This window comes from Actinoplanes sp. NPDC004185, from assembly GCF_053603475.1.
In genome coordinates, this window is record NZ_JBSGFR010000021.1 from 73,702 (window position 1) to 98,586 (window position 24,885).

Annotated in this window: 25 protein-coding genes; 8 read left to right on the forward strand and 17 right to left on the reverse strand. The window is 71.0% G+C overall.

What is annotated here, in order from left to right:
• Positions 1-25: 25 nt before the first annotated feature.
• Genes ACWEOZ_RS22275 through miaA form a run of 3 tightly spaced genes read right to left on the reverse strand, consistent with a single transcriptional unit; the run spans position 26 to position 2,558 of the window.
• Complete coding sequence (locus ACWEOZ_RS22275) at positions 26-796, reverse strand: glycerophosphodiester phosphodiesterase (protein ID WP_451912590.1); 771 nt, start codon at positions 794-796, stop codon at positions 26-28.
• A complete protein-coding gene (gene dapF / locus ACWEOZ_RS22280) occupies positions 796-1,638 on the reverse strand; it encodes a diaminopimelate epimerase (RefSeq protein ID WP_451912591.1) in 843 nt (280 codons plus the stop codon). Before dapF ends, ACWEOZ_RS22275 begins: the two co-directional genes overlap by 1 nt.
• Before the next feature lie 8 nt (positions 1,639-1,646).
• Positions 1,647-2,558, reverse strand: a complete 912-nt coding sequence (miaA, locus tag ACWEOZ_RS22285) for a tRNA (adenosine(37)-N6)-dimethylallyltransferase MiaA (RefSeq protein WP_451912659.1) — start codon at positions 2,556-2,558, stop codon at positions 1,647-1,649.
• 178 nt (positions 2,559-2,736) lie between these two features.
• Between miaA and ACWEOZ_RS22290 the strand changes: the two genes are divergently transcribed.
• Positions 2,737-3,945: a DUF349 domain-containing protein gene (locus ACWEOZ_RS22290; protein ID WP_451912592.1), complete on the forward strand. Its 1,209-nt coding sequence runs from the start codon at positions 2,737-2,739 to the stop codon at positions 3,943-3,945.
• A 93-nt stretch (positions 3,946-4,038) separates the two neighbouring features.
• Here the strand turns inward: ACWEOZ_RS22290 and ACWEOZ_RS22295 are convergent, their stop codons facing one another.
• Both ACWEOZ_RS22295 and ACWEOZ_RS22300 read right to left on the reverse strand, forming a co-directional pair.
• The gene (locus ACWEOZ_RS22295; RefSeq protein WP_451912593.1) at positions 4,039-4,983 is read right to left on the reverse strand and encodes a threonine ammonia-lyase; all 945 of its coding nucleotides are present in this window, start codon (positions 4,981-4,983) and stop codon (positions 4,039-4,041) included.
• A 17-nt stretch (positions 4,984-5,000) separates the two neighbouring features.
• A complete protein-coding gene (locus tag ACWEOZ_RS22300) occupies positions 5,001-5,465 on the reverse strand; it encodes a group II truncated hemoglobin (protein WP_451912594.1) in 465 nt (154 codons plus the stop codon).
• A gap of 55 nt (positions 5,466-5,520) precedes the next feature.
• Between ACWEOZ_RS22300 and ACWEOZ_RS22305 the strand changes: the two genes are divergently transcribed.
• Complete coding sequence (locus ACWEOZ_RS22305) at positions 5,521-5,856, forward strand: winged helix-turn-helix transcriptional regulator (RefSeq protein ID WP_451912595.1); 336 nt, start codon at positions 5,521-5,523, stop codon at positions 5,854-5,856.
• On the opposite strand, the gene ACWEOZ_RS22310 is transcribed toward ACWEOZ_RS22305, so the two are convergent.
• Positions 5,799-6,692: a LysR family transcriptional regulator gene (locus tag ACWEOZ_RS22310; RefSeq protein WP_451912660.1), complete on the reverse strand. Its 894-nt coding sequence runs from the start codon at positions 6,690-6,692 to the stop codon at positions 5,799-5,801. The two genes, ACWEOZ_RS22305 and ACWEOZ_RS22310, sit on opposite strands and share 58 nt — an antisense overlap.
• A gap of 79 nt (positions 6,693-6,771) precedes the next feature.
• Here ACWEOZ_RS22310 and ACWEOZ_RS22315 point away from each other — a divergent pair, with 79 nt between their 5' ends.
• Positions 6,772-7,506, forward strand: a complete 735-nt coding sequence (locus ACWEOZ_RS22315; protein WP_451912596.1) for an SDR family oxidoreductase — start codon at positions 6,772-6,774, stop codon at positions 7,504-7,506.
• On the opposite strand, the gene ACWEOZ_RS22320 is transcribed toward ACWEOZ_RS22315, so the two are convergent.
• The 3 genes from ACWEOZ_RS22320 to ACWEOZ_RS22330 are packed head-to-tail and all read right to left on the reverse strand — an operon-like array spanning position 7,507 to position 10,992.
• Positions 7,507-8,952 (reverse strand): diguanylate cyclase domain-containing protein, encoded by a 1,446-nt coding sequence (locus ACWEOZ_RS22320; protein WP_451912597.1) that lies wholly within the window; start codon positions 8,950-8,952, stop codon positions 7,507-7,509. It lies immediately after the preceding gene.
• Positions 8,953-8,991: 39 nt separating this feature from the next.
• Positions 8,992-10,485 (reverse strand): tRNA (N6-isopentenyl adenosine(37)-C2)-methylthiotransferase MiaB, encoded by a 1,494-nt coding sequence (gene miaB, locus ACWEOZ_RS22325; protein WP_451912598.1) that lies wholly within the window; start codon positions 10,483-10,485, stop codon positions 8,992-8,994.
• A 21-nt stretch (positions 10,486-10,506) separates the two neighbouring features.
• Entirely contained in the window at positions 10,507-10,992 is a 486-nt protein-coding gene (locus ACWEOZ_RS22330) for a hypothetical protein (protein WP_451912599.1), read from the reverse strand.
• 140 nt (positions 10,993-11,132) lie between these two features.
• On the opposite strand from ACWEOZ_RS22330, the gene ACWEOZ_RS22335 reads away from it, so the two are divergent.
• The 4 genes from ACWEOZ_RS22335 (at position 11,133) to ACWEOZ_RS22350 (ending at position 14,466) form a co-directional block, all read left to right on the forward strand.
• Complete coding sequence (locus ACWEOZ_RS22335; RefSeq protein ID WP_451912600.1) at positions 11,133-11,879, forward strand: amino acid ABC transporter ATP-binding protein; 747 nt, start codon at positions 11,133-11,135, stop codon at positions 11,877-11,879.
• A 98-nt stretch (positions 11,880-11,977) separates the two neighbouring features.
• Complete coding sequence (locus ACWEOZ_RS22340) at positions 11,978-12,835, forward strand: glutamate ABC transporter substrate-binding protein (protein WP_451912601.1); 858 nt, start codon at positions 11,978-11,980, stop codon at positions 12,833-12,835.
• Positions 12,836-12,913: 78 nt separating this feature from the next.
• Positions 12,914-13,588 (forward strand): amino acid ABC transporter permease, encoded by a 675-nt coding sequence (locus ACWEOZ_RS22345; RefSeq protein ID WP_451912602.1) that lies wholly within the window; start codon positions 12,914-12,916, stop codon positions 13,586-13,588.
• A complete protein-coding gene (locus ACWEOZ_RS22350) occupies positions 13,585-14,466 on the forward strand; it encodes an amino acid ABC transporter permease (protein WP_451912603.1) in 882 nt (293 codons plus the stop codon). The genes ACWEOZ_RS22345 and ACWEOZ_RS22350 overlap by 4 nt, the downstream gene beginning before the upstream one ends.
• A gap of 44 nt (positions 14,467-14,510) precedes the next feature.
• On the opposite strand, the gene ACWEOZ_RS22355 is transcribed toward ACWEOZ_RS22350, so the two are convergent.
• Entirely contained in the window at positions 14,511-14,720 is a 210-nt protein-coding gene (locus tag ACWEOZ_RS22355) for a tautomerase family protein (RefSeq protein WP_451912604.1), read from the reverse strand.
• 130 nt (positions 14,721-14,850) lie between these two features.
• Between ACWEOZ_RS22355 and ACWEOZ_RS22360 the strand changes: the two genes are divergently transcribed.
• Positions 14,851-15,711, forward strand: coding sequence for a helix-turn-helix transcriptional regulator (locus tag ACWEOZ_RS22360; RefSeq protein ID WP_451912605.1), 861 nt, complete (start codon positions 14,851-14,853; stop codon positions 15,709-15,711).
• Positions 15,712-15,805: 94 nt separating this feature from the next.
• Here the strand turns inward: ACWEOZ_RS22360 and rny are convergent, their stop codons facing one another.
• The 7 genes from rny to ACWEOZ_RS22395 all read right to left on the reverse strand — a co-directional run bounded on the left by rny (position 15,806) and on the right by ACWEOZ_RS22395 (position 24,863).
• Positions 15,806-17,530 carry a ribonuclease Y gene (gene rny / locus ACWEOZ_RS22365; protein WP_451912606.1) on the reverse strand — a complete coding sequence of 575 codons (1,725 nt, stop codon included), beginning with the start codon at positions 17,528-17,530 and terminating at the stop codon, positions 15,806-15,808.
• 375 nt (positions 17,531-17,905) lie between these two features.
• Positions 17,906-18,502, reverse strand: a complete 597-nt coding sequence (locus tag ACWEOZ_RS22370) for a hypothetical protein (protein WP_451912607.1) — start codon at positions 18,500-18,502, stop codon at positions 17,906-17,908.
• 1,291 nt (positions 18,503-19,793) lie between these two features.
• A complete protein-coding gene (locus ACWEOZ_RS22375; protein ID WP_451912608.1) occupies positions 19,794-20,486 on the reverse strand; it encodes a hypothetical protein in 693 nt (230 codons plus the stop codon).
• A gap of 558 nt (positions 20,487-21,044) precedes the next feature.
• Positions 21,045-21,875 carry a regulatory protein RecX gene (locus ACWEOZ_RS22380; protein ID WP_451912609.1) on the reverse strand — a complete coding sequence of 277 codons (831 nt, stop codon included), beginning with the start codon at positions 21,873-21,875 and terminating at the stop codon, positions 21,045-21,047.
• A 734-nt stretch (positions 21,876-22,609) separates the two neighbouring features.
• The gene (gene recA / locus ACWEOZ_RS22385; protein WP_360549711.1) at positions 22,610-23,656 is read right to left on the reverse strand and encodes a recombinase RecA; all 1,047 of its coding nucleotides are present in this window, start codon (positions 23,654-23,656) and stop codon (positions 22,610-22,612) included.
• A gap of 198 nt (positions 23,657-23,854) precedes the next feature.
• On the reverse strand, positions 23,855-24,055 hold the full coding sequence (locus ACWEOZ_RS22390) for a DUF3046 domain-containing protein (protein WP_451912610.1): 201 nt from the start codon (positions 24,053-24,055) through the stop codon (positions 23,855-23,857).
• Positions 24,056-24,200: 145 nt separating this feature from the next.
• Positions 24,201-24,863, reverse strand: coding sequence for a UdgX family uracil-DNA binding protein (locus ACWEOZ_RS22395; protein WP_360549717.1), 663 nt, complete (start codon positions 24,861-24,863; stop codon positions 24,201-24,203).
• Between the last annotated feature and the right edge of the window lie 22 nt (positions 24,864-24,885).

The following is a 24,885-nucleotide window of genomic DNA, read 5'->3' on the forward strand; positions in this document are numbered from 1 at the left end:
CCGGTGGATAATCCGGGCCGCCCGGTCAGGCCAGGCCGCGGGCGATCATCCAGCCGGTGAGCTCGCCGGTGCGGTCGTTGATCAGGCCGGCGACCCCGGCCTCGACGAGGGCGGGCCAGAGCGACATGTCGTTCGGCGTCCAGGGCATGACGCCCACGCCCGCCCCGGCCAGCGCCGCGACCGTCGGCGGGTCGGCCAGCACCGCGCGCAGACTCGGATTCACATAGCTCAGGCGCAACTCCTGGGCGACCCGCAGCTGCTCGTCGTCGAAGCCGTGCCGCAGCAGCCCGAGGCGGACGTCCGCGGCGACCTCGCCGGCCAGCCGGACGACCTCCGGGTCGAAGCTCTGCACCACCGTGCGGTCCAGCAGGCCGGCCTCCGTGACCTGGCCCAGGATGACCTTCACCTGCTCCGGGGTGGCCGGCGGCTTGATCTCCAGCAGCAGCTCGATCGGCGGCGCGGCGTCCGGGGTGCCACCCACCGCGTACGGGCGCAGCAGGTCGATGACCTCACGCAGCAGCGGGATCCGGGTCCCCTCGTACGCCGGGGAGAACCAGGAGCCGGCGTCCAGCGCGGAGATCTCGTCCAGGGTCAGCTCCCAGACGTGGCCGGTGCCGCCCGTGGTGCGGTCGACCGTACGGTCGTGGATCACCACGGGCACGCCGTCGGCCGTGGTCCGCACGTCGAACTCGATGAGCGTCGCGCCGGCCCGGACCCCGGCGGCCAGGGCGGGCAGGGTGTTCTCGGGCGCGACGGCCGAATAGCCCCGGTGCGCCACCCGGTGCAGCCCCGCCATCAGACGAGGGCCGCCGGGTCCACCTCGCCCGTGGCGACCAGCACGGCCGGGCCCGCCAGCCACCAGGAGTCACCGCGGCGGGTGACGGTCAGCCGGCCACCCGGCAGGTCCACCGCGACCACGCCTTCGCTCAGCTTGGCGTCGCGCAGCGCCACCGCACCGACCGCGAGAGCCCCGGAACCGCAGGACAGGGTCTCGGCCGAGCCGCGTTCGTAGACCCGCATGTGCACGTGCAGGTCGGCGCCCTCCACCGGCGTGCCGGGGGTGGTGAACTCCACGTTCACCCCGGAGGGGAACAGTGCCGGGTCGAAGCCGGGCGGGACGTGCAGGTCCAGGGAGGAGAGCGGCAGGCTGTCGTGCAGGCCGCAGACCAGGTGCGGGTTGCCGCAGTTCACGGCGACACCGGGGAAGGTCAGCGGGCCGACGGTGGCCGTGCTGGCCGCGTACACCTGGGGGGGGCCCATGTGGACGGAGATGATGTCCGCCTCGACCGCCGCGCGCACGACGCCGGCCCGCGTGGCCACCGGCAGGCCCTCGGGGCCGGGCGTGGCCAGGCCGTTGGCCACCAGGTAGCGGGAGAAGACGCGGACGCCGTTGCCGCACATCTCGGCGAGGGACCCGTCGGCGTTCCAGTAGTCCATGAACCACTCGGCGTCGGCGGCGAAACCCGCGCCGTCCGGGTGCTTGGCGCTGCGCACGACCCGCAGCACGCCGTCGGCGCCGATGCCGCGGCGCCGGTCGCAGAGCGCCGCGACCAGCGCAGGGGTCAGCTCCAGCGCCCCGTCCGGGTCGCCGAGGATGACGAAGTCGTTGCCGGTGCCATGGCCCTTGGTGAACAACACGCGGTCCATCATCGCGCAGCCGCCGCGCAGGCCGCCAACGCGTCCTCCGTCAGGGTCGGTGACGCGCCGTCGAGCCAGGTGATCCGCGGGTCGCGGCGGAACCACGAGCGCTGGCGCCGCACGAAGCGCCGGGTGGCCCGGACGGTCTCCTCGACCGCCTGCTCCTGGGTGAACTCGTCGTCGAGCTGGGCCAGCGCCTGCTGGTAACCCAGGGCCCGGCTCGCCGTGCGGCCCTCGCGCAGCCCGTCGAGCCCGCGTACCTCGTCGAGCAGGCCGGCCGCCCACATCAGGTCGACCCGGTCGGCGATCCGCTGGTCGAGGGCCTCAGCCTCGCGGTCGACACCGAGCTGCAGCGACGGGTAGTGCGGCGTCGGCGCCGGGAGCGAGGCGGTGAACGGCGCCCCGGTCAGCTCGATCACCTCGAGGGCCCGGACGATGCGCCGCCCGTTGGACGGAAGGATCTTGGTGGCGGCCGGCTCGTCCAGCGTGCGCAGCCGCTCGTGCAGCGGCGCCGGTCCCACCGCGGCGAGCTCCCGCTCCAGCCGCTCCCGAATGGCGGGATCCGTGCCGGGAAATTCGAACTCTTCCAGAACGGCCCGGACATACAGCCCGGAGCCGCCCACGAGCAGCGGCACCCGGCCCCGGGCGAGGATGTCGTCGACGGCCGCGCGGGCCAGCTCCTGGTACGCCGCGACACTCGCCGGCTCCCGCACGTCCCAGACGTCCAGCACGTGGTGCGGGACGCCTTCCCGCTCGTCAACGGTCAGTTTGGCGGTGCCGATGTCCATCCCGCGGTAGAGCTGCATGGAGTCGGCGTTGACCACCTCGCCGCCGAGGGCGTGGGCGAGCGCGATGCTGAGGGTGGATTTCCCGGCCGCGGTGGGCCCGACGACCGCGATCACCGGCGAACCTGGGAGCAATGGCACGGAGCCACCGTAACGGGCTGGTCACGGTCGTTCGCGGGCGCTTCCCCGGAACCGGGTTGGACCTGTGACAATGCGCGAGAAAGAATGCCGATGGAATGATGGCATTCGACTGCGCTATGGCGGCGGTCGCGGGCAGCGAGGCCCGTGCAGCCGGGAGAACGAGGGTGGGCTCATGAACGACTGGACGGCCTTCGGGCGCGTGGATGCCGACGGCACCGTGTATGTGAAGACGGCCGAGGGCGACCGCGTGGTCGGCTCGTGGCAAGCGGGCACACCCGAGGAGGGCCTGGCCCACTTCGCCCGGCGGTTCGCGGACCTGGTGACCGAGGTCGACCTCATCGAGGCCCGGCTCAAGTCCGGCGCCGCGGACGCCGCACACTCGCTGACCAGCGTGAAGCGGATCCGGGCGAGCCTCGGCGAGGCACACGTCGTCGGCGACATCGACGGGCTCGCCGCCCGCCTCGACCGGCTGACCGCGGTCGCCGAGGAGAAGGCCGGCGAGGCCAAGGCCGCCCGCGAGGTGGCCCGGGGCGAGGCCCTGGCGCGCAAGACCGCCCTGGTCGAGGAGGCGGAGACGATCGCCGCCGAGTCGACCGGGTGGAAGAGCGCGGGCGACCGGCTCAAGGAGATCCTCGACGAGTGGAAGACCATCCGCGGCGTCGACAAGAAGACCGACGGCGAGCTGTGGAAGCGCTTCGCGGCCGCCCGCGACGGCTTCACCCGCCGCCGCGGCGCGCACTTCGCCACCCTGGACGGTCAGCGCAAGCAGGCCCAGACCGCCAAGGAAGAGCTGGTCAAGGAGGCTGAGAGCCTGGCCGAGTCGACCGAGTGGTCGACCACGGCCAACCGGCTCAAGGACCTGATGAACGAGTGGAAGGCCGCGCCCCGGGCCGCCAAGGAGGCCGAGCAGCGCCTCTGGGAACGCTTCCGGGCGGCCCAGGACGCCTTCTTCACCCGGCGCAGCGAGGTCTTCTCGGCCCGCGACGCCGAATACAAGGGCAACCTGGAGAAGAAGCAGGCCATCCTGGCCGAGATCGAGGCGCTGGACGTCGACGCGGACCCGCGCGGCGCCCAGAACAAGCTCCGGGACGCCCAGGCGGCCTGGCACGACGCCGGCCGGGTGCCCCGCGAGTCGACCGCGTCGCTGGACCGCCGCTGGCGGGCCGCCGAGGAGCGCATCCGGGTGGCGATGGACTCGGCGTGGCGCAAGACCACGCCGCAGGACAACCCGCTGCTCCAGCAGATGCGCGAGCAGGTCGCCGAGGCCGAGCAGCGGCTGGCCCGGGCCCAGGCCGCGGGCGACGCCAAGCGGATCAAGGAGGCCGAGCAGGCCCTGGCGTCCAAGCGCCAGTTCCTCTCCCTCGCCGAGCAAGCCGGATAAACCTTTTCCGGTACGCGCACAGAGTCCCGCCGCCAGCAGATCACTGTGATCCGGGCTGACCGGCGGGACTCTTGCTGAGTGCTCCTGTTCCGGTCAGCCCAGCATCGCCAGCTCCGCCTCGTCGGCGTTGCCGCCGGTGCAGACGATCGCCACGCGGTTGCCTGCGAACAGCTCCGGGCGGCTCAACAGGCCGGCCAGGGCAGCCGCGCCCGCACCCTCGGTGACGGTGTCCGCCGCCGTCGCCAGCAGGCGCTGGGCTGCGGCGATCTCGTCGTCGGTGACCAGGAGGAAGTCGGCCAGGCCGGCGCGCATGACACTCTGCGGCAGGGCATAGCCGCGACCCGTGGCCAGCCCGGCCACCCGGGTACGGTTCGGGCGCTTCTCCAGCTCACCGGAGCGCCACGAGTCGTGCGCGGCCGGCGACCCGGTTGACTGCACGCCGATGACCCGGCAGGCGGGGGCCAGTTCGCGGGCGACCACGGTGGCGGCGCTCGCGCCCGTACCGCTGCCGACCGGGACCAGGATCGCGTCCAGGTCCGGATGGGCCTCGAAGATCTCCAGGTAGAGCGTGCCCACCCCGGCGAGCAACTCCGGGGTGTCGCCCGGGCTGACCAGCCGCGCGCCGGACTGCCCGGCCAGCTGCTCGGCGTGGTGCTGGGCCGCCTCCAGGTCGTCGCCGTGCAGGACGACCTGCCCGTCCAGCTCCTCGATGGCCTTCGCCTTGGCCGGGGCGGCCGTCGCCGGCATCACCACGGTGCACGGCGCGCCGTAGGCCCGGCTGGCGTACGCCAGGGACCGCGCGTGGTTGCCGGTGGAGTAGCTGACCGTGCCGCGGGCCCGGTCCTGCTCCGGCATGGCGGCGAGCAGCGTCAGCCCGCCGCGTACCTTGAACGCCCCGACCGGTTGCAGATTCTCGTGCTTGACCAGGACGGACGCTCCCGCCGCCGCGTCGAGCGCCGGGTAGGAGCGTACGGGCGTGGGCGGCAGGTGCTGGTGGACCACGGAGCGGGCTCTGATGACATCGGCGAAGCTGAACACCTGACCATCATCGCCGCTCAGCCCGGCAGGTACGGCGGCGCCACTCCCCAGCCCCAGCGCGGCACCGGCGCCTGCCGCACGACGTCGGCCCCGGGCTGGGAATTCTGCTTGGCCAGCCGGGTCCCCCACTCCAGGTAGCCCAGGAACGCCGCCCGGAACTCCGGGTCGTCGGGCAGTCCCACCTCGTCGGCGGCGTCCTGGATCAGCTCGATCCAGCGGCGCCGCTGCGGTTCGGTGATCGCCATGCCGAGGTGCTGACCCACCATGTGCGAGTAGCCGCCGTGCTCCTCGGTGTAGACCGCCGGCCCGCCGAAGACCTCGGCCAGCCACAGGGCGACGTACCGGAAATGCTCGGGGTCCATCCGGGCGAAGAGCGGCCCGAGCAGCTCGTCGTCGGTCACCCGGGCGTAGAAAGCCGAGGTCAGCCGGACGAACGCGTCGGTGCCCCCGGCCCACTCGTAGAGCGTCGGTGTCTCAGCCATGGCGCCCAGCCCATCACGCGCCCGCCACCGGCCACAAGAACGCACATAATGGTGCGTGCCCAAGCGCTACTCCTGCCCGGTCGAGCTGACCGTCGACGTGATCGGCGGCCGCTGGCGCACGGTGCTGCTCGCCCATCTCAAGGAGGGCGTGCACCGCTACGGTGAACTGCGCCGCCGCACGCCGGGCATCAGCGAGAAGATGCTCAGCCAGCGCCTGCGCGAGCTGGAGGCCGACGGTCTGATCTCCCGCCGTGATCTGGGCACCGTGCCGCCGCACGTGGAGTACGACCTGACCGACGAGGGACGCACTCTCGCGCCGGTGCTGCAGGCGCTCTACGACTGGGGTGTGGCCCGGGCCGAACGCACCGGCGCGAAAGTCGACTCGCTCTGACGGTGCTTGGCGGCGATGTCGGCCGCCACCCGGACGAACGCGGCCAGCGACCGTGAGGTGCTGCGCTCGGGCCAGGCCAGCATCGACACGATCGGGACGGCGTCGCTGACCGGCACGCAGACGAGCTCGCTGCGCAGCTCGTCACCGGCCGACTCGGGCAGCACGGCGATCGTCTGCCCGAGGGCGATGAGCTGGAGCAGCTGGGCGGCCTCGTGCACCACCGGGCCGGTCGCGGCGCCGGCGGGCATGCCGGGCCAGCGGGGCAGCACCTCCCCGGCCAGGTCGGCGAGCCGGACGGTGCCGCGCCCGGCCAGCCGGTGCCCGCGCGGCACGACCGCCACCTGACCCTCGACCCGCAGCTCCTCGACGTCGAAGCCGCTGGTGTCGTCGAACGGGTGATGCAGCAGCGCGGCGTCGGCCTGTCCCTCGCGCAGCAGCCGCGCCTGCTCACCGATCCCGCACATCAGCACCTCGACGCCGACCGCCTCCGGCTCGGACGCGTAGGCGGCCAGGATGTCGCCCAGCAGACCTCCGTCGGTGTTCGGCTTCATCACCAGCACCAGCTTGCGGACCGGCTGACCGGCCCGCTGGGTGCGCCGCACCGAGGCCGCGACCGCGTCCAGCGCCTTGCGGCCCTCGTGCAGGAACACCGCGCCGGCGTCGGTGAGCGTCACCTGCCGGCTGTCGCGCTCGAACAGCACCACGCCCAGCCGGCGCTCGAGCTGCTTGATCGCCCGGGACAGCGGCGGCTGGGCGATGCCCAGGCGCTGCGCCGCCCGGCCGAAGTGCAGCTCCTCGGCCACCGCGACGAAGTACGACAGCTCGCGCGTCTCCAGCCGCTCCATACCGCCACGGTATCGCCCGAGACCCCATCGGTCATTCCCGCGGACCGGGCCGCGATGGTGCGCTGAAGGCATGACGGAACAGACCATCGCCCTGGTGACCGGGGCAAACAAAGGCATCGGCCACGAGATCGCCGCGCAGCTCGCGCAGCGCGGCATGACGGTGTTCCTGGGCGCCCGCGACGAGCAGCGCCGGGAACGGGCCGTCGCGGCATTGCGGGAAGCGGGCCACCAGGACGTGCACCCGCTCGCCCTCGACGTGACCGACCCGGCGACGGCCCGGGCCGCGGCCGCGACGGTCGAGGAACGTTTCGGCCGGCTCGACGTGCTGGTGAACAACGCGGGGATCAGCGGCGGCCTGGACCAGGCGCCGAGCAGCGTCGACCCGGCGGTGTTCCGCGCGGTTTTCGACGTCAACGTCATCGGCGTGCTGACCGTGACCAACGCGATGCTGCCGCTGCTGCGCCGGTCCGGCGCTCCCCGCATCGTCAACGTGTCCAGCGGCGTCGGCTCGCTGGCCGCGATGAGCGACCCGGACGGGCCGCTGGCGCAGATGCCGCCGAGTGCCGCGTACGTGCCGTCCAAGACCGCCCTCAACTCGCTGACCGTGCAGTACGCGAAGGAGCTGGGCAAGGACGGGGTGCTGGTGAACGCGGCCGATCCCGGCTGGGTCGCCACCGACTTCACCGACCACCGGGCGCCCCGTACCCCGCAGCAGGGCGCGGCGATCGCCGTCCGGCTCGCGACGCTGGGCCCGGATGGGCCGACCGGCGGCTTCTTCAACGACGAGGGGCCGGTGCCCTGGTGATCAGGAGGCCAGGGCGAGGCTGAGGGTGCCGATCGACTTGGTCTGCTTGGCGGCGTACATGGCCAGGTCGGCCCGGCCGATCAGGTCGTCGGTGGTGGCGGCCGGGCCGGCGAAGGCCACGCCGACGCTGAGGCCGATCCGGACGGTCTCGCCGCCCACGGTCAGCGGCTGCTCGACCATCTCGCGGATCCGGGCGCAGATCGCGTCGACGGCGGCCCGGGGGTCGGCGTCGCGGCACACCACCACGAACTCGTCCCCGCCGAACCGGCTGACCAGGTCGTCCTCGCGGACGCAGCCGCGCAGCCGGGCGGCCACCGCGATCAGCAGCTCGTCACCGGCCGCATGGCCGAGCCGGTCGTTGACCGGCTTGAAGCCGTCGAGGTCGGTGAAGAGCACGGCCAGGCCGGCCGGGTGCCCGGCGCGCGGGCCGGCCAGGTCGGTCTCGAGCCGTTCCAGGCAGGCCGCCCGGTTCGGCAGGCCGGTCAGGGCGTCATGAGTGGCCATCCGGCGCAGCGCCTGCTCCGCGCGGCGGCGCTGCCCGGCCAGCCGCGCGACGCGGACCATGACCAGCGGGATCACCAGCGCCGAGCCGACGGCGACCAGCAGTCCGTCGGTGGGCAGGCCGAGCGCGGCCCGGCCCCCGCCGACCACCGGGATCAGCGCGGTCATGACGCCGAGGAAGGTCAGCCGGGCCGTGGACAGGTCGTCGGCGGGTGCCGGGCCTGCTCCGGTGATCAGCGCCGACGAGGGGTGCAGGGCCGCGCAGCCGAGCATCGCATAGCCGGCCATGTAGAACATGGTGGTCCAGTCGGCGCCGACGCCGGTCGCCGGATCGATGATCATCGCGGCGGCCACGTTGCCCAGCAGGCCCGCGGCCATGCCGCCGGCGAGCAGCCACACGGCCGGCAACCGCCCGCCGGCCACCAGCGAGATCCGCAGCAGCGCGCCCACGGAGCCGGCCATGATCAGCACGTCGACGAAGAGCGCGGCCTGACTCGGCATCGGCGTGCCGGTGGCGTGCAGCTGCGGTAACAGGAGGGCATCCCAGAGCAGGCCACCGAGCGCCAGCGCGGTGATCGCCGAGTCGATGATGCCACCGACGTCGCGCCGGCCCCGCCGCAGCACCACGACCACCGCGCCGCTGAGCATCAACAGATTGGCCAGGTTGAACAGCGGCTCGGCGAGCGAGCCGTCGCCGGACACCCGGCCCTCCGCGTAGATCATCCACAGCCACACGAAGTTGCCGAGGTTGAACACCACCAGGCCGGCCAGCAGCAGCCACCAGGGCAGCCGGGCGGTACGCGGGCTGCGCCGGACCCCGATCAGCACCGCCGGGACCGCCCCCAGGGTGACCAGCAAAAACGGAACCGTGCGGGCGTCGTACGACAGCACCGGATACCCCGCCACCAGGGCGAAGGAGATCACGGCGTACCAGCGCAGAAGCACGGCTCCCGGATCGGCCGGGAACCGTGCTTCTTGAGGACTTCAGAGCGCGCAGCCGCCGGTGGTCGCGGGCAGCGGCGCCGGGATGCCCACGGTCGGCAGGCCCAGCGTCACCCCGGCGGTGCGGGGGGCCCGGCCGGCCTCGTGCGCGTCGCCGGCACGGGTGCGGCGGTGGCTCAGCGGCGCGCCGTCGGCGTTCAGGTGGTGCGGGGCCGCGTACGTGATCTCGGTGGTGACGATGTCGCCGGGCCGGATGCCGGTCAGCTCACCGGTGGCGAAGTGCACCAGCCGGCCGTCCCGGGCCCGGCCGCTCATCCGGCCGGTGCGCTCGTCCTTGCGCCCCTCGCCGGTCGCGACCAGGACCTCGACCTCGCGCCCGACCTGCTTCTTGTTCTCCGCCCAGGTGATCTCCTCCAGCGTGGCGATCAGGCGCTCGTAACGCTGCTGGACGACCTGCTTGGGCAGCTGCTCGGCCATCGTCGCGGCCGGGGTGCCCGGGCGCTTCGAATACTGGAAGGTGAAGGCGCTGGAGAAGCGGGCCTGGCGGACCACGTCGAGGGTGCGCTCGAAGTCGTCCTCGGTCTCGCCGGGGAAGCCGACGATGATGTCCGTGGTGATCGCGGCGTCCGGCATCGCGGCGCGGACCTTGTCGATGATGCCGAGGTACTTCTCCGAGCGGTAGCTGCGGCGCATCGCCTTGAGCACGTCGTCGGAGCCGGACTGCAGCGGCATGTGCAGCGAGTGGCAGACGTTCGGCGTCTCGGCCATCGCGGCGATCACGTCGTCGGTGAAGTCCTTCGGGTGCGGGCTGGTGAAGCGGACCCGCTCCAGCCCCTCGACCCCGCCGCAGGCGCGCAGCAGCTTGCCGAACGCGAGCCGGTCACCGAACTCCACCCCGTACGAGTTCACGTTCTGGCCCAGCAGGGTGACCTCGAGCACGCCCTCGGCCACCAGCGCCTCGACCTCGGCCAGCACGTCGCCGGGGCGGCGGTCCTTCTCCTTGCCGCGCAGCGACGGCACGATGCAGAAAGTGCAGGTGTTGTTGCAGCCCACCGAGATCGACACCCAGCCGGCGTAGGTCGACTCGCGGCGCGTCGGCAGCGTCGACGGGAAGACCTCGAGCGACTCGAGGATCTCGACCTCGGCCTCCTGGTTGTGCCGGGCGCGTTCCAGCAGCACCGGCAGCGAGCCGATGTTGTGCGTGCCGAAGACCACGTCCACCCAGGGCGCGCGCTTGACGATGTCGCCGCGGTCCTTCTGGGCCAGGCAGCCGCCGACCGCGATCTGCATGTCCGGGTTCTTCAGCTTGGTCGGGCGCAGGTGACCGAGGTTGCCGTAGAGGCGGTTGTCGGCGTTCTCCCGTACCGCGCAGGTGTTGAAGACGACCACGTCCGCCGCGTCGGCGTCGGCGGCCCGCACGTAGCCGGCGCCCTCCAGCAGACCGGAGATGCGCTCGCTGTCGTGCACGTTCATCTGGCAGCCGTAGGTGCGCACGTCATAGGTGCGGGCGGCGGCGGGAGAGGTCTCGGTAGTCATGGCAATTGACCAGGGTAGTCCCTAGGCCGCGGCGGGTCGCTCGGGCGTCGGGGCGGGCTTGTACCGCGAACGGTTGCAACCGGGGCCGCGGGCGCAGGCCGGATCGGAGCCCGTGCAGGGGCGGACGTGGCGGCGCTCCGTACCGTCGTCGGTCTCGACCTCGTCGACGTGCACGGCCCGCAGCGTGCCGTCCGGCTCGGCCAGCACGTACCTCGTGGGGTTGAGGGTGTCGTCGGGCAGCAGCAGGTCGGCGCCGAGCCGGACCGCGACGGCGCTGGCGATGGTCGCCTCGGTGAGCTCGCCCGGGGCCAGGAAGCACTCGATCGCCGTCGGGAAGTCACCGCCGACGTGCCAGACGTCGCACAGCACCGCGTCGTCGACCGGAACGTCCAGGGTCGTCACCGGCCGTTGCAGCGCCCCGGACAGAGCGTCCCGGACCAATGCCGCATCCAGGCGTTCGGCGACACACCAGCTCCACAGCCCGTCTGTCGGATCGGCGTCAGCCATACCGCTCATCGTGGACATCCCTTCGGCCGTACACCTGCACAGTTACCGCTCCGTGACCAATCTCGGCGTGAACCGATACAACCGCGCCCATAGAGTGACCCCATCCGAGTGAAGCCCAACGACGGGACGGTGGTCCGACGGTGCCGACAAGCGAGCCTCTCATCGTTCTCGACGGCGTCAACAAGTACTTCGGCCCCTTGCACGTCCTGCAGGATGTCAGCCTGTCGGTCGACCGTGGCGAGGTGGTCGTCGTGATCGGACCGTCCGGGTCCGGTAAGTCGACGCTGTGCCGGGCGATCAACCGGCTCGAACCGATCAACTCCGGCACGATCACCTTCGACGGGCAGACGCTGCCGGCCGAGGGCAAGGCGCTGGCCCGGCTGCGCAGCGAGGTCGGCATGGTCTTCCAGTCGTTCAACCTCTTCGCGCACAAGACCATCCTGCAGAACGTCATGCTGGGCCCGGTCAAGGTCCGCGGCGAGAAGCCCGCCGCCGTACGCGAGCGCGCCATGGCGCTGCTCGACCGGGTCGGCATCGCCAGCCAGGCGGAGAAGTACCCGGCCCAGCTCTCCGGCGGTCAGCAGCAGCGCGTCGCCATCGCGCGGGCGCTGGCCATGCAGCCCAAGGCCCTGCTCTTCGACGAGCCGACCAGCGCGCTCGACCCCGAGATGGTCGGCGAGGTGCTCGACGTGATGACCTCGCTCGCCCGGGAGGGCATGACGATGGTCGTGGTCACCCACGAGATGGGCTTCGCCCGGCACGCCGCCAACCGGGTGGTCTTCATGGCCGACGGTCAGCTCGTCGAGTCGGCGCCCCCGGCCGAGTTCTTCGACAACCCGAAGAGCGAGCGCGCCCGGGACTTCCTCTCGAAGATCCTCACCCACTGAATGTCCACAGCGGATACCCCCTCTGCGTTGTGCGTACAGGTTCGACAAGGTTCTCCAGTTTCCAGCAATTCGCAGTTTCAAGTCAGAGGAGCGGGACGATGCGCATCACCCGAATGACGGCAGCGGTCGGGGCGTTCGCCCTGGCGATGACCGCCGCGGCATGTGGCGGCGACGACAGCGGGTCGGGTTCCGACTCCAAGGCCAGCGGCATCATCGGCAAGGCGGCCGGCGGCAAGCTGGTCGTCGGCGTCAAGGCCGACCAGCCCGGCCTGGGCCTGCAGACCGGCGGCACGTACACCGGCTTCGACGTCGAGATCGCGAAGATCATCGCGAAGGGCCTCGGCGTGCCGGACACCGGCATCGAATACAAGACCACGGTGTCGTCCAACCGTGAGCCGTTCATCCAGCAGGGTCAGGTCGACCTGGTCGTGGCGACGTACACGATCAACGACGAGCGCAAGAAGGTCGTCAACTTCGGCGGCCCGTACTACATCGCCGGTCAGGACCTGCTCGTGCCGACCGCGTCGACGATCACCGGCCCGGAGTCGCTGGCCGGCAAGAAGGTCTGCTCCGTCTCCGGCTCCACGCCGGCCAAGCGGATCCAGACCGAGTACAAGGACGCCAAGCTCCAGCAGTTCGACGCGTACTCCAAGTGCGTGACGGCGCTGGCCGGCGGTCAGGTCGACGCGGTCACCACCGACGACATCATCCTGGCGGGCTACGCCTCCCAGGACCAGTACGCCGGCAAGTTCAAGGTCGTCGGCAAGAAGTTCAGCGAGGAGCCGTACGGCGTCGGCCTCAAGAAGGACGACACCGCGGGCTGCAACAAGATCAACGACATCCTCAAGGCGGCCGCGGCTGACGGCTCGTACAAGGCGGCGTGGGACAACACGCTGGGCAAGAGCGGCCAGGCGGCCCCGACTCTCGACGTCGCCAAGCTGACCAACTGCAGCTGATCTTCTGACGGACGGGCGGGGCCGGCAGCGCCGGCCCCGCCCGGTTGTTCCCTGCCGCGGCGTGAGGAAGTGAGGACGATGGACGTCTTCTCCGATCCGAGCAACTTCGACGTGTACGTCACGGGTTTCCTCTGGATCCTGAAACTGACCGCGGCCGGCACCGTGGGCGCGCTCGTGCTCGGCGTGGTGCTCGCCGCCATGCGCGTCTCGCCGGTGCCGGTCCTGCGCGGCTTCGGCACCCTGTGGGTCAACACGTTCCGCAACACGCCGCTGACGCTGATCGTGTTCTTCTGCTACTTCGGTCTGTTCTCGACCCTGGGCCTGTCCCTGGCCGACGACATCGACCTCAACAACTACTGGCTCGGCGTGATCGGGCTGTCGGTCTACACCGCCGCGTTCGTCTGCGAAGCGATCCGCTCCGGCATCAACACGGTCCCCGCCGGGCAGGCCGAGGCCGCCCGGGCGATCGGCATGTCGTTCTTCCAGACCCTGACCATGGTGATCCTGCCGCAGGCCGGCCGCGCGGTGATCGCCCCGCTGGGCAGCATCTTCATCGCCCTGGCCAAGAACGCGACCATCGTCGGCACGATCGGCCTGGCCGAGTCCTCGAACGCGATGAAGGAACTGATCAACGCCAACGGCGACGCGGTCATCGCGATCTTCCTGGTCTTCGCCGGCACCTTCGCCCTGGTGCTGATCCCCACCGGCTACGCCTTCGGCTGGCTGGCCAACCGGCTGGCGGTGAAGCGATGAGTGCCGACGCTGTTCTCTACGACCACCCGGGGCCCCGGGCCAAGGTCCGTAACGCCGTCCTGACCGGGATCTTCGGACTCGCCGGGCTGGGCCTGCTGTACTGGATCTACCGCAAGTTCGACGAGAAGGGCCAGTGGGCGGCGGCGCTGTGGGAGCCGTTCACCGAGTCGTCGACCTGGACGGACTACATCCTGCCGGGACTGTGGGCGACCCTGAGCGCGGCCGCCGTGGCGATGGTGCTCTCCCTGCTCTTCGGCATCGTCTTCTCGGTCGGGCGGCTCTCCGACCACTGGTGGCTCAGCGTGCCGTCCGGCGTGATCGTGGAGTTCTTCCGCGCCGTACCGCTGCTGCTGCTGATGTTCTTCATCTTCTACGGCGTCCCGTTCATCACCGAGGCGCCGATGGACCCGTTCTGGGCCGTGGTCATCGGCCTGACGCTCTACAACGGCTCGGTGCTGGCGGAGGCTTTCCGCGCGGGCATCAAGTCGGTGCCCCGCGGGCAGAGCGAGGCCGGCTACGCGATCGGCATGCGCAAGAGCCAGGTGATGCGCGAGATCCTGGTGCCGCAGGCGGCCCGGGCGATGCTCCCGGTGATCGTCAGCCAGCTGGTGGTGCTGGTCAAGGACACGGCGCTGGGCTACATCATCGGCTACTCGGAGCTGCTGCAGGACGGCGTGAACACGCTGGCGGCCAACTTCGGCAACATCGTGGCGGCGGCGATCGTCGCGGCGATCATCTACATCACGGTGAACGCGTCCCTGACCGCCCTCGCGGGCTGGCTGGAACGCCGGACCCGGCGCCAGGGCAAGGCCCCGAAGGTGACCGTCGGGCCGGTGCCGGCCGCGGCGGTGCAGGCCGGCGACGCGGGCGGAGGCTGAGTGCGGTGGCCGGCGCCCAGGCAACCCCGGGCGCCGACCACCGTTCAGCCGTCCTGCTGCAGCTTGGCCAGGGTGAGGACTTCACCCCGGATACCCCAGCCGCCGTCGGCGACCTCATCGACGAGCACCATGGTGTTGTCCCGTACGGCGTCACCGAACGTCTCGGCGTACAGGTCGGTGACCCGGTGCACGAGGACCTCCTTCTGCTCGTTCGAGAGCAGCCCGGCGGGCACCTTCAGATTCGCGAACGGCATGTCGTCTCCGCATCGTGGTGATGATCGGCCGGCGTCCGCCGGTCCGGCACCAGCGTGGCGCCCGGCCGGGCGGTCATCCAGGGGACGTCAACCCCTGGATGTGCCGGCCCGCACCGGCGACACTGGCCGGGTGAACCTCTCTGAGCTGGGCGTCTTCCTGCGATCCCGGCGGGCCCGGATCACCCCCGCGGAGGCGGGCCTGCCGTCCGGCCCGCGCCGCCGGGTGCCGGGGCTGCGCCGCGACGAGGTCGCCCACCTGGCCGGCGCCTCGGTGGAGTACTACACCGAGCTGGAACGCGGCCGCGGCGCGCAGCCGTCGGCGCAGATGCTGGCGGCTCTGGCCCGGGCGCTGCGCCTGGATACCGACGAACGCGACCACCTGTTCCTGCTCGCCGGGCGTGCGGTGCCGGTGGCCCACGGCCCGGCCGCGCACGTGCCACCGGCGATGCTGACCCTGCTGGACCAGCTCGGCAGCACGCCCGCCCGGATCATGACCGACCTGCACGAGACGGTGGTGCAGAACAGGCCGGCCGAGGCCCTGCTGGGCCCGCCGGTGCGCGACTACCTGTACCGCTGGTTCGCCGAACCGGCCACCCGGGACATCTATCCGCGGGAAGATCACCCGCACCACTCGAAGGTGCTGGTCAGCGACCTGCGAGCGGCGGTTGCCCGGCGCGGCACCGACCCCGAGGCCCGGGACCTGGTCGCCCGCCTGCACCGGACCGGCCCCGAGTTCGTCGCGCTCTGGGAGACCGGCGATGTCGCGGTACGGCGGGGCGACCGCAAACGCCTCCACCACGCGGAGCTCGGCGTACTGGACATCAACTGCCAGAACCTGTTCAGCGAGGACGGGCGGCAACGGCTCCAGTTCTTCACCGCCCCACCGGGCAGCCCGGCCGTGGACCAGTTGCGGCTGCTCGCAGTCATCGGCACGCAGGCTCTGGGTTCCAGCCTTGCAATCAGCTGGCAGGGTGAGGGTGGCCGCTCATGAGCCGCCAGGCGATTGGCCGCCCTCGCCCGGTCTCGGCGGGAGCGACGGTCAGCACCATGCAACCAGGCACGACATGGCCTTGATTTGATGCGTTTTACCTGGCCAGCTCCGTCACCCGTGATTCGCGGACGACCGTCACCCGGATCTGTCCCGGATAGGTGAGCTCTTCCTCGATCTGCTTGGCGACGTCGCGGGCCAGGACCGCCGCGCCGATGTCGTCCACGTCCTCGGGCCGGACCATGACGCGGATCTCGCGGCCCGCCTGCATCGCGAAGACCTTGTCGACGCCGACCTTGCCGGCCGCGATCTCCTCGATCCGCTCCAGCCGCTTCACGTAGGCCTCGAGGCTCTCCCGGCGCGCGCCCGGCCGGCCGCCGGAGCAGGCGTCCGCGGCCTGGGTCAGCACGGCCTCGATGGTCTGGGGCTGCACCTCGTTGTGGTGCGCCTCGATGGCGTGCACGACGTCCTCGGACTCGCCGTACTTGCGGGCCAGGTCCGCACCGATCAGCGCGTGGCTGCCCTCGACCTCGTGGGTCAGGGCCTTGCCGATGTCGTGCAGGAACGCCGAACGCTTGATCGTCGGGACGTCGAGGCCCAGCTCGGCAGCCATGATGCCGGCGATGTGCGCGGTCTCGACCAGGTGCTTGAGCACGTTCTGGCCGTAGCTGGTGCGGTAGCGCAAGCGGCCCAGCAGCGTCGCGAGCTCGGGGTGCAGGTCGGTGATGCCGACGTCGACCAGGGCTTCCTCGGCCGCGCGCTCGCACAGCCGGTCGACCTCGTTCTTGGCGCTGTCGAAGACCTCCTCGATGCGGTGCGGATGGATCCGCCCGTCGAGAACCAGCTTCTCCAGGGTGAGCCGGCCCACCTCGCGGCGCACCGGGTCGAAGCAGGAGAGCAGCACCGCCTCCGGGGTGTCGTCGATGATCAGGTTGACGCCGGTCGTCGACTCGAAGGCCCGGATGTTGCGGCCCTCGCGGCCGATGATCCGGCCCTTCATCTCGTCGCTGGGCAGGTGCAGGACGCTGACCACGCTCTCCGAGGTCTGCTCGCTGGCGATCCGCTGGATCGCGTCGACCACGATGTGCCGGGCCCGGGTGTCGGCGGTGTGCTTGGCCTCGCTCTCGATGTCCCGGATCAGGATCGCGGCCTCGCGCTTGGCCTGGCTCTCCAGGATGTCGATCAGTTCGGCGCGGGCGGCGTCGGCGGTCAGGCCCGCGACCCGCTCGAGCTCCTTGCGCCGGCTCTCCTCGGCGATGGTCAGCTCGGCCTCGCGGGCCGACAACGCGGCCTCGCGGGCCGCCAGGTCGGCATCCATCGCGACGAGCCGGCGCTCCCGCTCGACCAGGCGTTCGACCTCGTCGGCGTGCAGCCGCTCGCGCTCGTCGATCCGGGCCGCGCGGCGCTCGACCTCGGCGGCGTGCTCCTTGGCGGTCGCGTTGAGCAGGGCGACCTCGCGTTCGCCGCTGCGCCGGGCCGCCGTGCGGACCTGCTCCGCGTCGGACTCGGCCTGGCGGTGCGCGTGCTCGAGGATCGTGTCGGCTTCCTCGTGGGCGGCCTCGAGGACCCGGCGGGCCTCGGCCCGCGCGGAGGTGGCTTCGGCTTTGGCGGCGGCGGCTTCCGCTCGTACGGACGCGGCTTTGGCGTTCGCGTCGTCGACCTTGGCTTTGGCGGCGTCGAGAGTCTGCTCGCGGGTCTCCCGGTCGGCGGTCTTGCTCTCCTGCAGCTGACGCAGCGCCCGGGCGCCCAGAACCAGGCCGACCACCACGAAGGCGGCGAGAACGACGATCGCCACTACGAGTACCCACTCCAGGGCGGTCATCTCGCCGAGTCTCCCTTCGCCGCGCCGCATCACTGCGTCGGCTGCCTGAGGGAATGCCCGACCAAGGCGACTGACCGCAGGCGTGGCCAGCCGACGGCGCCACGCGTTGGCGTCGAGGACCGACCGCGGGTATGACTGGCCCCCGCCCGCGCGGTCTGCGGGCGGCGGAGGCATCGACGGCGCCCTGCGCCTCAAGTGATGCCGTAATGTAATGCGATCTATGTTGTGCGCTTAGCCTGCGATGGTCGAGCAAACCTTGTGTAACGCGAGGCTAGGTCGCAAGTGCCGCTTCGGTCAAGGACTCATGATTCGGCAGCGGATGGGACGTACGGCACAGACCCGCTCACGCCCTGCTCACGTACGTTGGGGGGCAATTCAGGCGTAGCGGGCCCAGACGTCGCGCATCGGCTCCCACTTCTCGCCGGTCCCTTCCTTCCAGTAAGCAAGCAGGTAGGCGGCCACCGGAGTGGCGGAGTCGTCCCACCAGATGCCGGCGACGGTCTTGCCCGAGGCCTGGTACGCATACTCCACGTAGTTGCCGTTGCTCCGGCCGGACGGAGTGGCCCGCTCAACAGCCGCCCCGGCGGCGCCGGGCGTGAGCGTCCGCGCGTCGACGTTCTGCCCGAGGGTCTTGACCCGAGCCTTGTCCCGGTCGGCGATGGTGGCGTACTCCACGAAGATCACACTCATGGCGTCCATCTCGCAGCGAACCCGGGCCTTCTCCCCCTTGTTGAGCACCGGGCCGCCCTTCTCACCGTTGGTCTGGCAACCGGAAAGGTGAGGAAGCCAGCCCTGAGCGACGGGGGCGAGCGGGCCGGCGAACTTCGGCTGGTTGATCGTCACCTGGTTCTGCTCGTACGGCGGCAGAGCCGCCGCGGGTCCGGTCGGCGCTGAAGTGGACTGGGTGGGGGCCGGGGTGGCGGGGTCGGCGGTGGACCGGCCGAGGAACCAGCCGCCGGTGCCGAAGATCACCAGGCCGGTCAGGAGGCCGGCCAGGGCTGGGAGAAGGAAGCGGCTCTTGGGCTGCTTGGGGGTGGGTTCGATGCGGGGGCCGGGGTTGTAGGAGGGGGATACGGAGAAGCCGTACGGGTCCGGGGTGGGGCCGGAGGTCGGGTCGGTGGCTGACCAGCTCGGGGGGCTGGAGGTTGGGCCAGTCCCGCCGAAGGTCGGGTCTGGCCCTCCGAAGGATGGGCCTGTTGCTCCGGAGATCGGGTCTGTTCCTCCGGGAGTTGGGCCTGTTGCTCCGGAGGTTGGGGGCAGGCCGTAGGGCGGGGTTGGGCCTGCGCCTGAGGTCGGCGTGGCGCCGTAGGTCTGGCCTGGGGCTGCGCCTGAGGTTGGGGCGCTGCCGTAGGCGGGGTCGGTGACTGAGATCGGGCCGGCTCCTGAGATCGCTGCGGCGCCGTAGGTCTGACCTGGGGCTGCGCCTGAGGTTGGGGCGCTGCCGTAGGCAGGGTCGGTGGCTGAGATCGGGCCGGCTCCTGAGATCGCTGCGGCGCCGTAGGTCTGACCTGGGACTGCGCCTGACGTCGGCGCGGTGCCGTAGGTCTCGCCTTGATCTTCGCCATGGGTTGGGGTCGACGGCGGCATCGCGCCGTAGCTTTGGCCGGGGCCGAAGGTTGGGTCCGGCCCTGAGACAGACGCCGCGCCGTAGGCCGGCGAGCCTGCGCCGCCGTGAAATGGGCCATAGCCACCGGCCGCAGCACCTTGAATGGGCGATGCGCCGCTTGTGACCCCATTTGCAGACGTGGGGATCGCGGCTCCACCGGAGACGCTGGGAGCCGCCGGGTGAGTGATCGGAGGCTGGTCTCCGCCGGGGTGGTCGCCCTGTGGATAGGTCGGCGGCGGAACGGGCCGGTGACCCTGCGCCGGACTGTGCTGGTGGGCCGGACCGGCGGGCTGAGCAGGGGTTTGCAGGTCGGCAGGCAACCCGGGAACGAGTGGCTTCGCGGAGTCGGCGGGGCCGGCGTGCCGGACGACCTGAGCCGTCGCGTCGGCGTCCCCGGGAAGCGGGCCGCCACCGCGCCGAGCAGGGTGGGAGTCGTCTGTCACGACGCAGCAGATTACCAGTCCGCGGCCATCGCCGACGCCCCGGAAGATCCATCTACGACGATGGACCCGCAGCCTGGCGGGGCTGCGGGTCCATCGTTGTGCAGCTATCGGCGAGTCCGTCCGACCGTCACGCTTCGGCGATCAGCGCGACGCCCTTACGACGACGCCGCGAGGGCCCGGCCGGTCAGGACCGGGCACTCGGCTGCCGCCTTGATCAGGCGTCCGCGCCTTCGGGGCGCCGGCGCCGCGTCACGAGGACGAGGCCGACCCCACCCGCGGCGATCGCGGCGCCGAGGCCCGCGATTCCGATGACGTTGATACCGGTCACCGGGAGACCACCGCCACCGGAGTTGGAGCCGCCTCCGCCACCCGCGGTGTTGTTGCCACCGTTGCCGGAGCCACCACCGTTGCCGGAGCCGCCATTGCCGGAGCCACCGTTGCCCGAGCCACCGCCGGAATTGTCGTTGCCGCCGGAGCCAGAGCCGCCACCACTGCCGGAGCCAGGCGGAGTGGTCGGGTCGGTAGGACCGTTGCCACCGCCACCCGGCTGCTCGCCACCCGGCTCTTCGCCACCGGGATCTTCGCCGCCCGGGTTCTCGCCACCCGGGTTCTCGCCACCCGGGTCCTCGCCACCCGGGTCCTCGCCACCCGGATCTTCACCACCCGGGTCCTCGCCACCCGGATCTTCACCACCCGGGTCCTCACCGCCGGGCTCGCCACCCGGGTCCTCGCCACCGGGGCCGCCCGGCTCCTCGCCGCCACCGCCGCCACCCGGCGGGTCCTCGTCCGCCTTGGTGGCGTGGTCATCGTCTCCCGCGGCGGCCGGCTCGGTGAGCACGACGACACCCCGCATGGAGTCCGTGACGGTCGAGGCATTGGCAGCGTTGGCGCCCGCGAGGGCAGCCACACCAACGGCGCCGATGATGACGCCCAGTCGAGCCGCAGCACGCACACCGCGATGGCGTGCGAGTCGATTCGTCTTCATTTTCCTCCCCGTACTGTGGAGGACCGCCATCCGCAAAGGACAGAGATCCCCGTAGTCCGGGCTGCAACTTACCGGCATTCACGCCCGACTTCTATCCACGGTTGACAATATGGCAGAAGTCGGACACCCGGCCGCACCGCGCAAGTGCAGCTAATGTGACCGATCACCGAACGGACGTCGCTCGCCCGTCCGGGTGAACAGATACGTCGATGCTGATCACGTACTTGACGAGCCGAAATCCCGCTGCACTCGACTCCCCCGGCACCCAGCCCGCGTCGCCACCGAAGCCTGACAGGTACATCAATTCGGCGACTCCGGCAAAGTACAACGTCGGGTGACGACGCGATTACTTTCTTGTACGCGAGGCAGCCACAGCACTATTACTGCGTTTAGCCCCGACGCTCCCGCCCTGTCGAGAAACCCTTGCGGGTCTCATCGTGATAACAATTGAGCGAGCCTGCGGTAAGGGCTCGCCCGGGCTCAGGCGAGAGTGTCGGTGGCCTCGTCGGCGAGCGCGTCCGCGTCGATCTGGTCGGCGAATTCCGCGGCTTCCTCGTCACGTGCGGCAAGCGCTTCCTTGACCGCCTGGATGGCTACGCCGGCGGGATAACCTTTGCGGGCCAGCATGCCCACGAGCCGGCGGAACACCTGATCAGGCGTGCCCCTGGCCGAACGGAGCTTGCGATTGACCAGGGCGCGCGCCGTGGTCGCCTCGGCCTCGTCGTCCAGCGTTTCGAGGGCTTCCGTGGCCACTTCGGACTCGACGCCGTGCTGGCGCAGCTCGTTGGCCAGCGCCCGCCGGGCCAGTCCACGGCCCTGGTGCCGGGTCGACACCCACATCCGCGCGAACGCGGCGTCGTCGATGATCCCGACCTCGTCGTAACGGTCGAGGACCTCGGCGATCACCTCTTCGGAGATCTCCTTGCGGGCCAGCGTCTTCGCCAGCTCGGCCCGCGTGCGCGGCCGCACGGCCAGCTGCCGCAGGCAGATGTCGCGGGCGATCTCGGCCTCACTCCGCGGAGGCTCCGGCGGACGCTCGGAAGCGTCCTTCCCGGCACGCCCACCGCCGCCACTTCCGGCACGACCACCCCCGGCCCCGGAGCGATTGCCGCTGCCGAACGCGCGGCTCCCGGAGGAGCCGAAAGCGCCGGACGAAGAACCACCCGGCGAGCCGCGGCGGCGTCGGCTCCCGGCTGTGCCACGTTCCGGGTCATCAAACCCGAGCTCACCGCCGGGCGAATCGTCCTGCGCGGGCCGCGGGGGGATCGCGTCCCAACCACGCCCGGACCTCGCACCACGTCGACCGGCCATGCCTCAGCTCCGCTCCATGACAAAATCGGTATCCGGCTCGCGCACAGACGACGATGCGCGCCCAGGAACTCGCCCTGACATGGGATGCACCAGCGGTGAGGACATCGTCATGGACGTCGACCCGTCACTCGCCAGCCATTGACTGACGAAGCAGGGTGAACGCCGAAAGCAACGTCAGCATCCATCTGCGGCAAGGTCATCATCGCTGATCATCCGGCCTGTCCGCCGGGTCGGCCGCCGCACCTCGACCTGCCCGAGACCTACTGCTCCTGAGCAACTCGCCGCGGTTGACCATGTCCGGCATCAGTTCGCCCAGCATCAAGTCGGCCACCCCCACCCGCGCCGGGTCCGGGTGCATCAATCCGACAACCCGCACCGGCGAAAGGTCCGCCTGCGTTAAGACGCCCACCTACACCGACACCGGGTCCGCCTGCCTCAACCCGACACCGCACACCGGCGTCAGATCCGCCTGCATGGAGTCGACGGCCCGCTTCCGGGTCAGATCCGCCTGCCTCAACCCCACAGCCCGCACCGGCGTCAGATCCGCCTGGGCGGAACCGACGGCCCACACGCGCGCCGGGCCGGCCGGCGTCAAGTGCCGGTATCCATCAACCTCCCGGCCGACCGCTGGCACCCGCACCCGACTGACCGGCCGCGCCGGCGTTCGGGGGGAGGGGTGAACCCGGCCCTCGCGGGCCGGGTTCGGCGAACCGTGGCGGCGGCGTTCGCATCGGTCAGAAGTCGACCGGGGGCAGCTCCGGGCCGCCGGCGGCGTCGCCGGTGGTCTGGCCGACGCCGAGCTTCTCCAGGATCTTCTTTTCGATCTCGGCCGCGACGTCCGGGTTCTCCTTGAGGAACTCGCGCGCCTTTTCCTTGCCCTGGCCCAGCTGGTCACCGTCGTACGTGTACCAGGCGCCGGACTTGCGCACGATGCTCTGCTCAACGCCGACGTCGATCAGCGAGCCCTCGCGGGAGATGCCCTTGCCGTACATGATGTCGAACTCGGCCTGCTTGAACGGCGCGGCGACCTTGTTCTTCACGACCTTGACGCGGGTGCGGTTGCCCACCACGTCGGTGCCGTCCTTGAGGCTCTCGATGCGGCGCACGTCGAGGCGCACCGACGAGTAGAACTTCAGGGCCCGGCCACCGGTCGTGGTCTCGGGCGAACCGAACATGACGCCGATCTTCTCGCGGAGCTGGTTGATGAAGATCGCCGTCGTGCCGGAGTTGTTGAGGATACCGGTGATCTTGCGGAGCGCCTGGCTCATGAGGCGGGCCTGCAGACCCACGTGGCTGTCGCCCATCTCGCCCTCGATCTCGGCGCGCGGCACGAGCGCGGCCACCGAGTCGATGACGATGATGTCGAGCGCGCCGGAGCGGATCAGCATGTCCGCGATCTCGAGCGCCTGCTCACCGGTGTCGGGCTGGGACACCAGCAGCGCGTCGGTGTCGACGCCGAGGGCGCGGGCGTATTCCGGGTCGAGGGCGTGCTCCGCGTCGATGAACGCCGCGATGCCGCCGTTGCGCTGGGCGTTGGCCACCGCGTGCAGGGCCACCGTCGTCTTACCGCTGGACTCCGGTCCGTAGACCTCGATGACGCGGCCGCGCGGCAGGCCGCCGACGCCGAGCGCGATGTCGAGGGCGATGGAGCCGGTGGGGATGACGGCCATCTGGATGACGGGTCGTTCCCCGAGGCGCATCACCGAACCCTTGCCGAACTGCTTGTCGATCTGCGCGAGAGCAAGATCTAGCGCCTTGTCCCGATCAGGTCCTGCCACCATGTCCGCCACCCCTGTATTCGACTTTCCGGGCGTCTTCGCCGAAGAGCTTCTGTTCACCACGCGAGCCACGCTAGACCTAGGGTCTGACAAAAACCGGTGCCCGGCCGTGCCCTGTGGATGACCACGCCGCTGAGGACAATAGCCGAACAGGTGTACGACTACGAGCGACACGCCAGAACAAGCGTACGAAAAAAGGGGTCAGTGCAGCCTGGCAGGCACCCGATCGGGGTACGAAGAAACCACCGCACGCCAGATAGTAACCGTCTCCACACCCTGAGCTATGGATTCGTTAATGGTGCGCCCGTCGAGCGCCGCAAAACTCTGATCCGCGGCGAGACTCCGCGCATATCCGGGGCCGAAGGCCTGTTCGAGGCGCCCCCAGAAGTCTGTCAACCGCACGGGAAAAGCCTACCCGCGGCCTCTCACCGGCCCCGGTCGACGGCACGCTGAGACGCACATCACTATGTGCTGGTGACAGTGGACGTTCTCGACCGGCAGACCGGCACACCATGGCAACCAACACTGCCGCGAACCACCTGTGCGGTCAGCCCAGGACTGTCGCCGCGACCTTGAGGTCGTCGACCAGGCCGTTGTAGGCGGCGTCCCGGTCGTCGGCTCGCAGCACCGCGGACGGGTGGATGGTGGCCAGGGCCCGCGACTCGGCGACCGGGAAGTCCTGCGGGCGCTGCGCCGACGCCGGCCAGGGCAGCAGCTCGCCGCGGGACCTGGTGACCCGGAACGAAGGTCCGAACAGGGCCTTGGCCGCGGTGGCCCCGAGCGCCACCACCAGGTCCGGCTTCAGCTGGGAGAATTCGGCGACCAGCCACGGCCGGCAGGCCGTGATGTGGGCCGGGCCCGGCGTCTGGTGGATGCGCCGCTTGCCCCGCAGCTCGAAGCGGAAATGCTTCACGGTGTTGGTCAGGTAGATGATCGACGGGTCGATGCCCGCGTCGCCCACCGCGTCGCGGAGCAGCCGGCCGGCCGGGCCCACAAAGGGCAGGCCCTGTTGGTCCTCGATGTCGCCGGGCTGCTCCCCCACCAGCACCAGCCGGGCATGTTCGGCGCCGCGGCCGAAGACCACCTGGGTGGCGTCCTCGTAGAGCTCGCAACCGCGGCAGCCGGGAGCCGCCGCTTTGAGCTCGTCGAGGCTCTTCGCGTCGGCCGGGATGAATTCCTGGGCACCGGGCGGGGCTTGCGTCGTGGCCATGCACCCGTTCTACCCCGTCGCG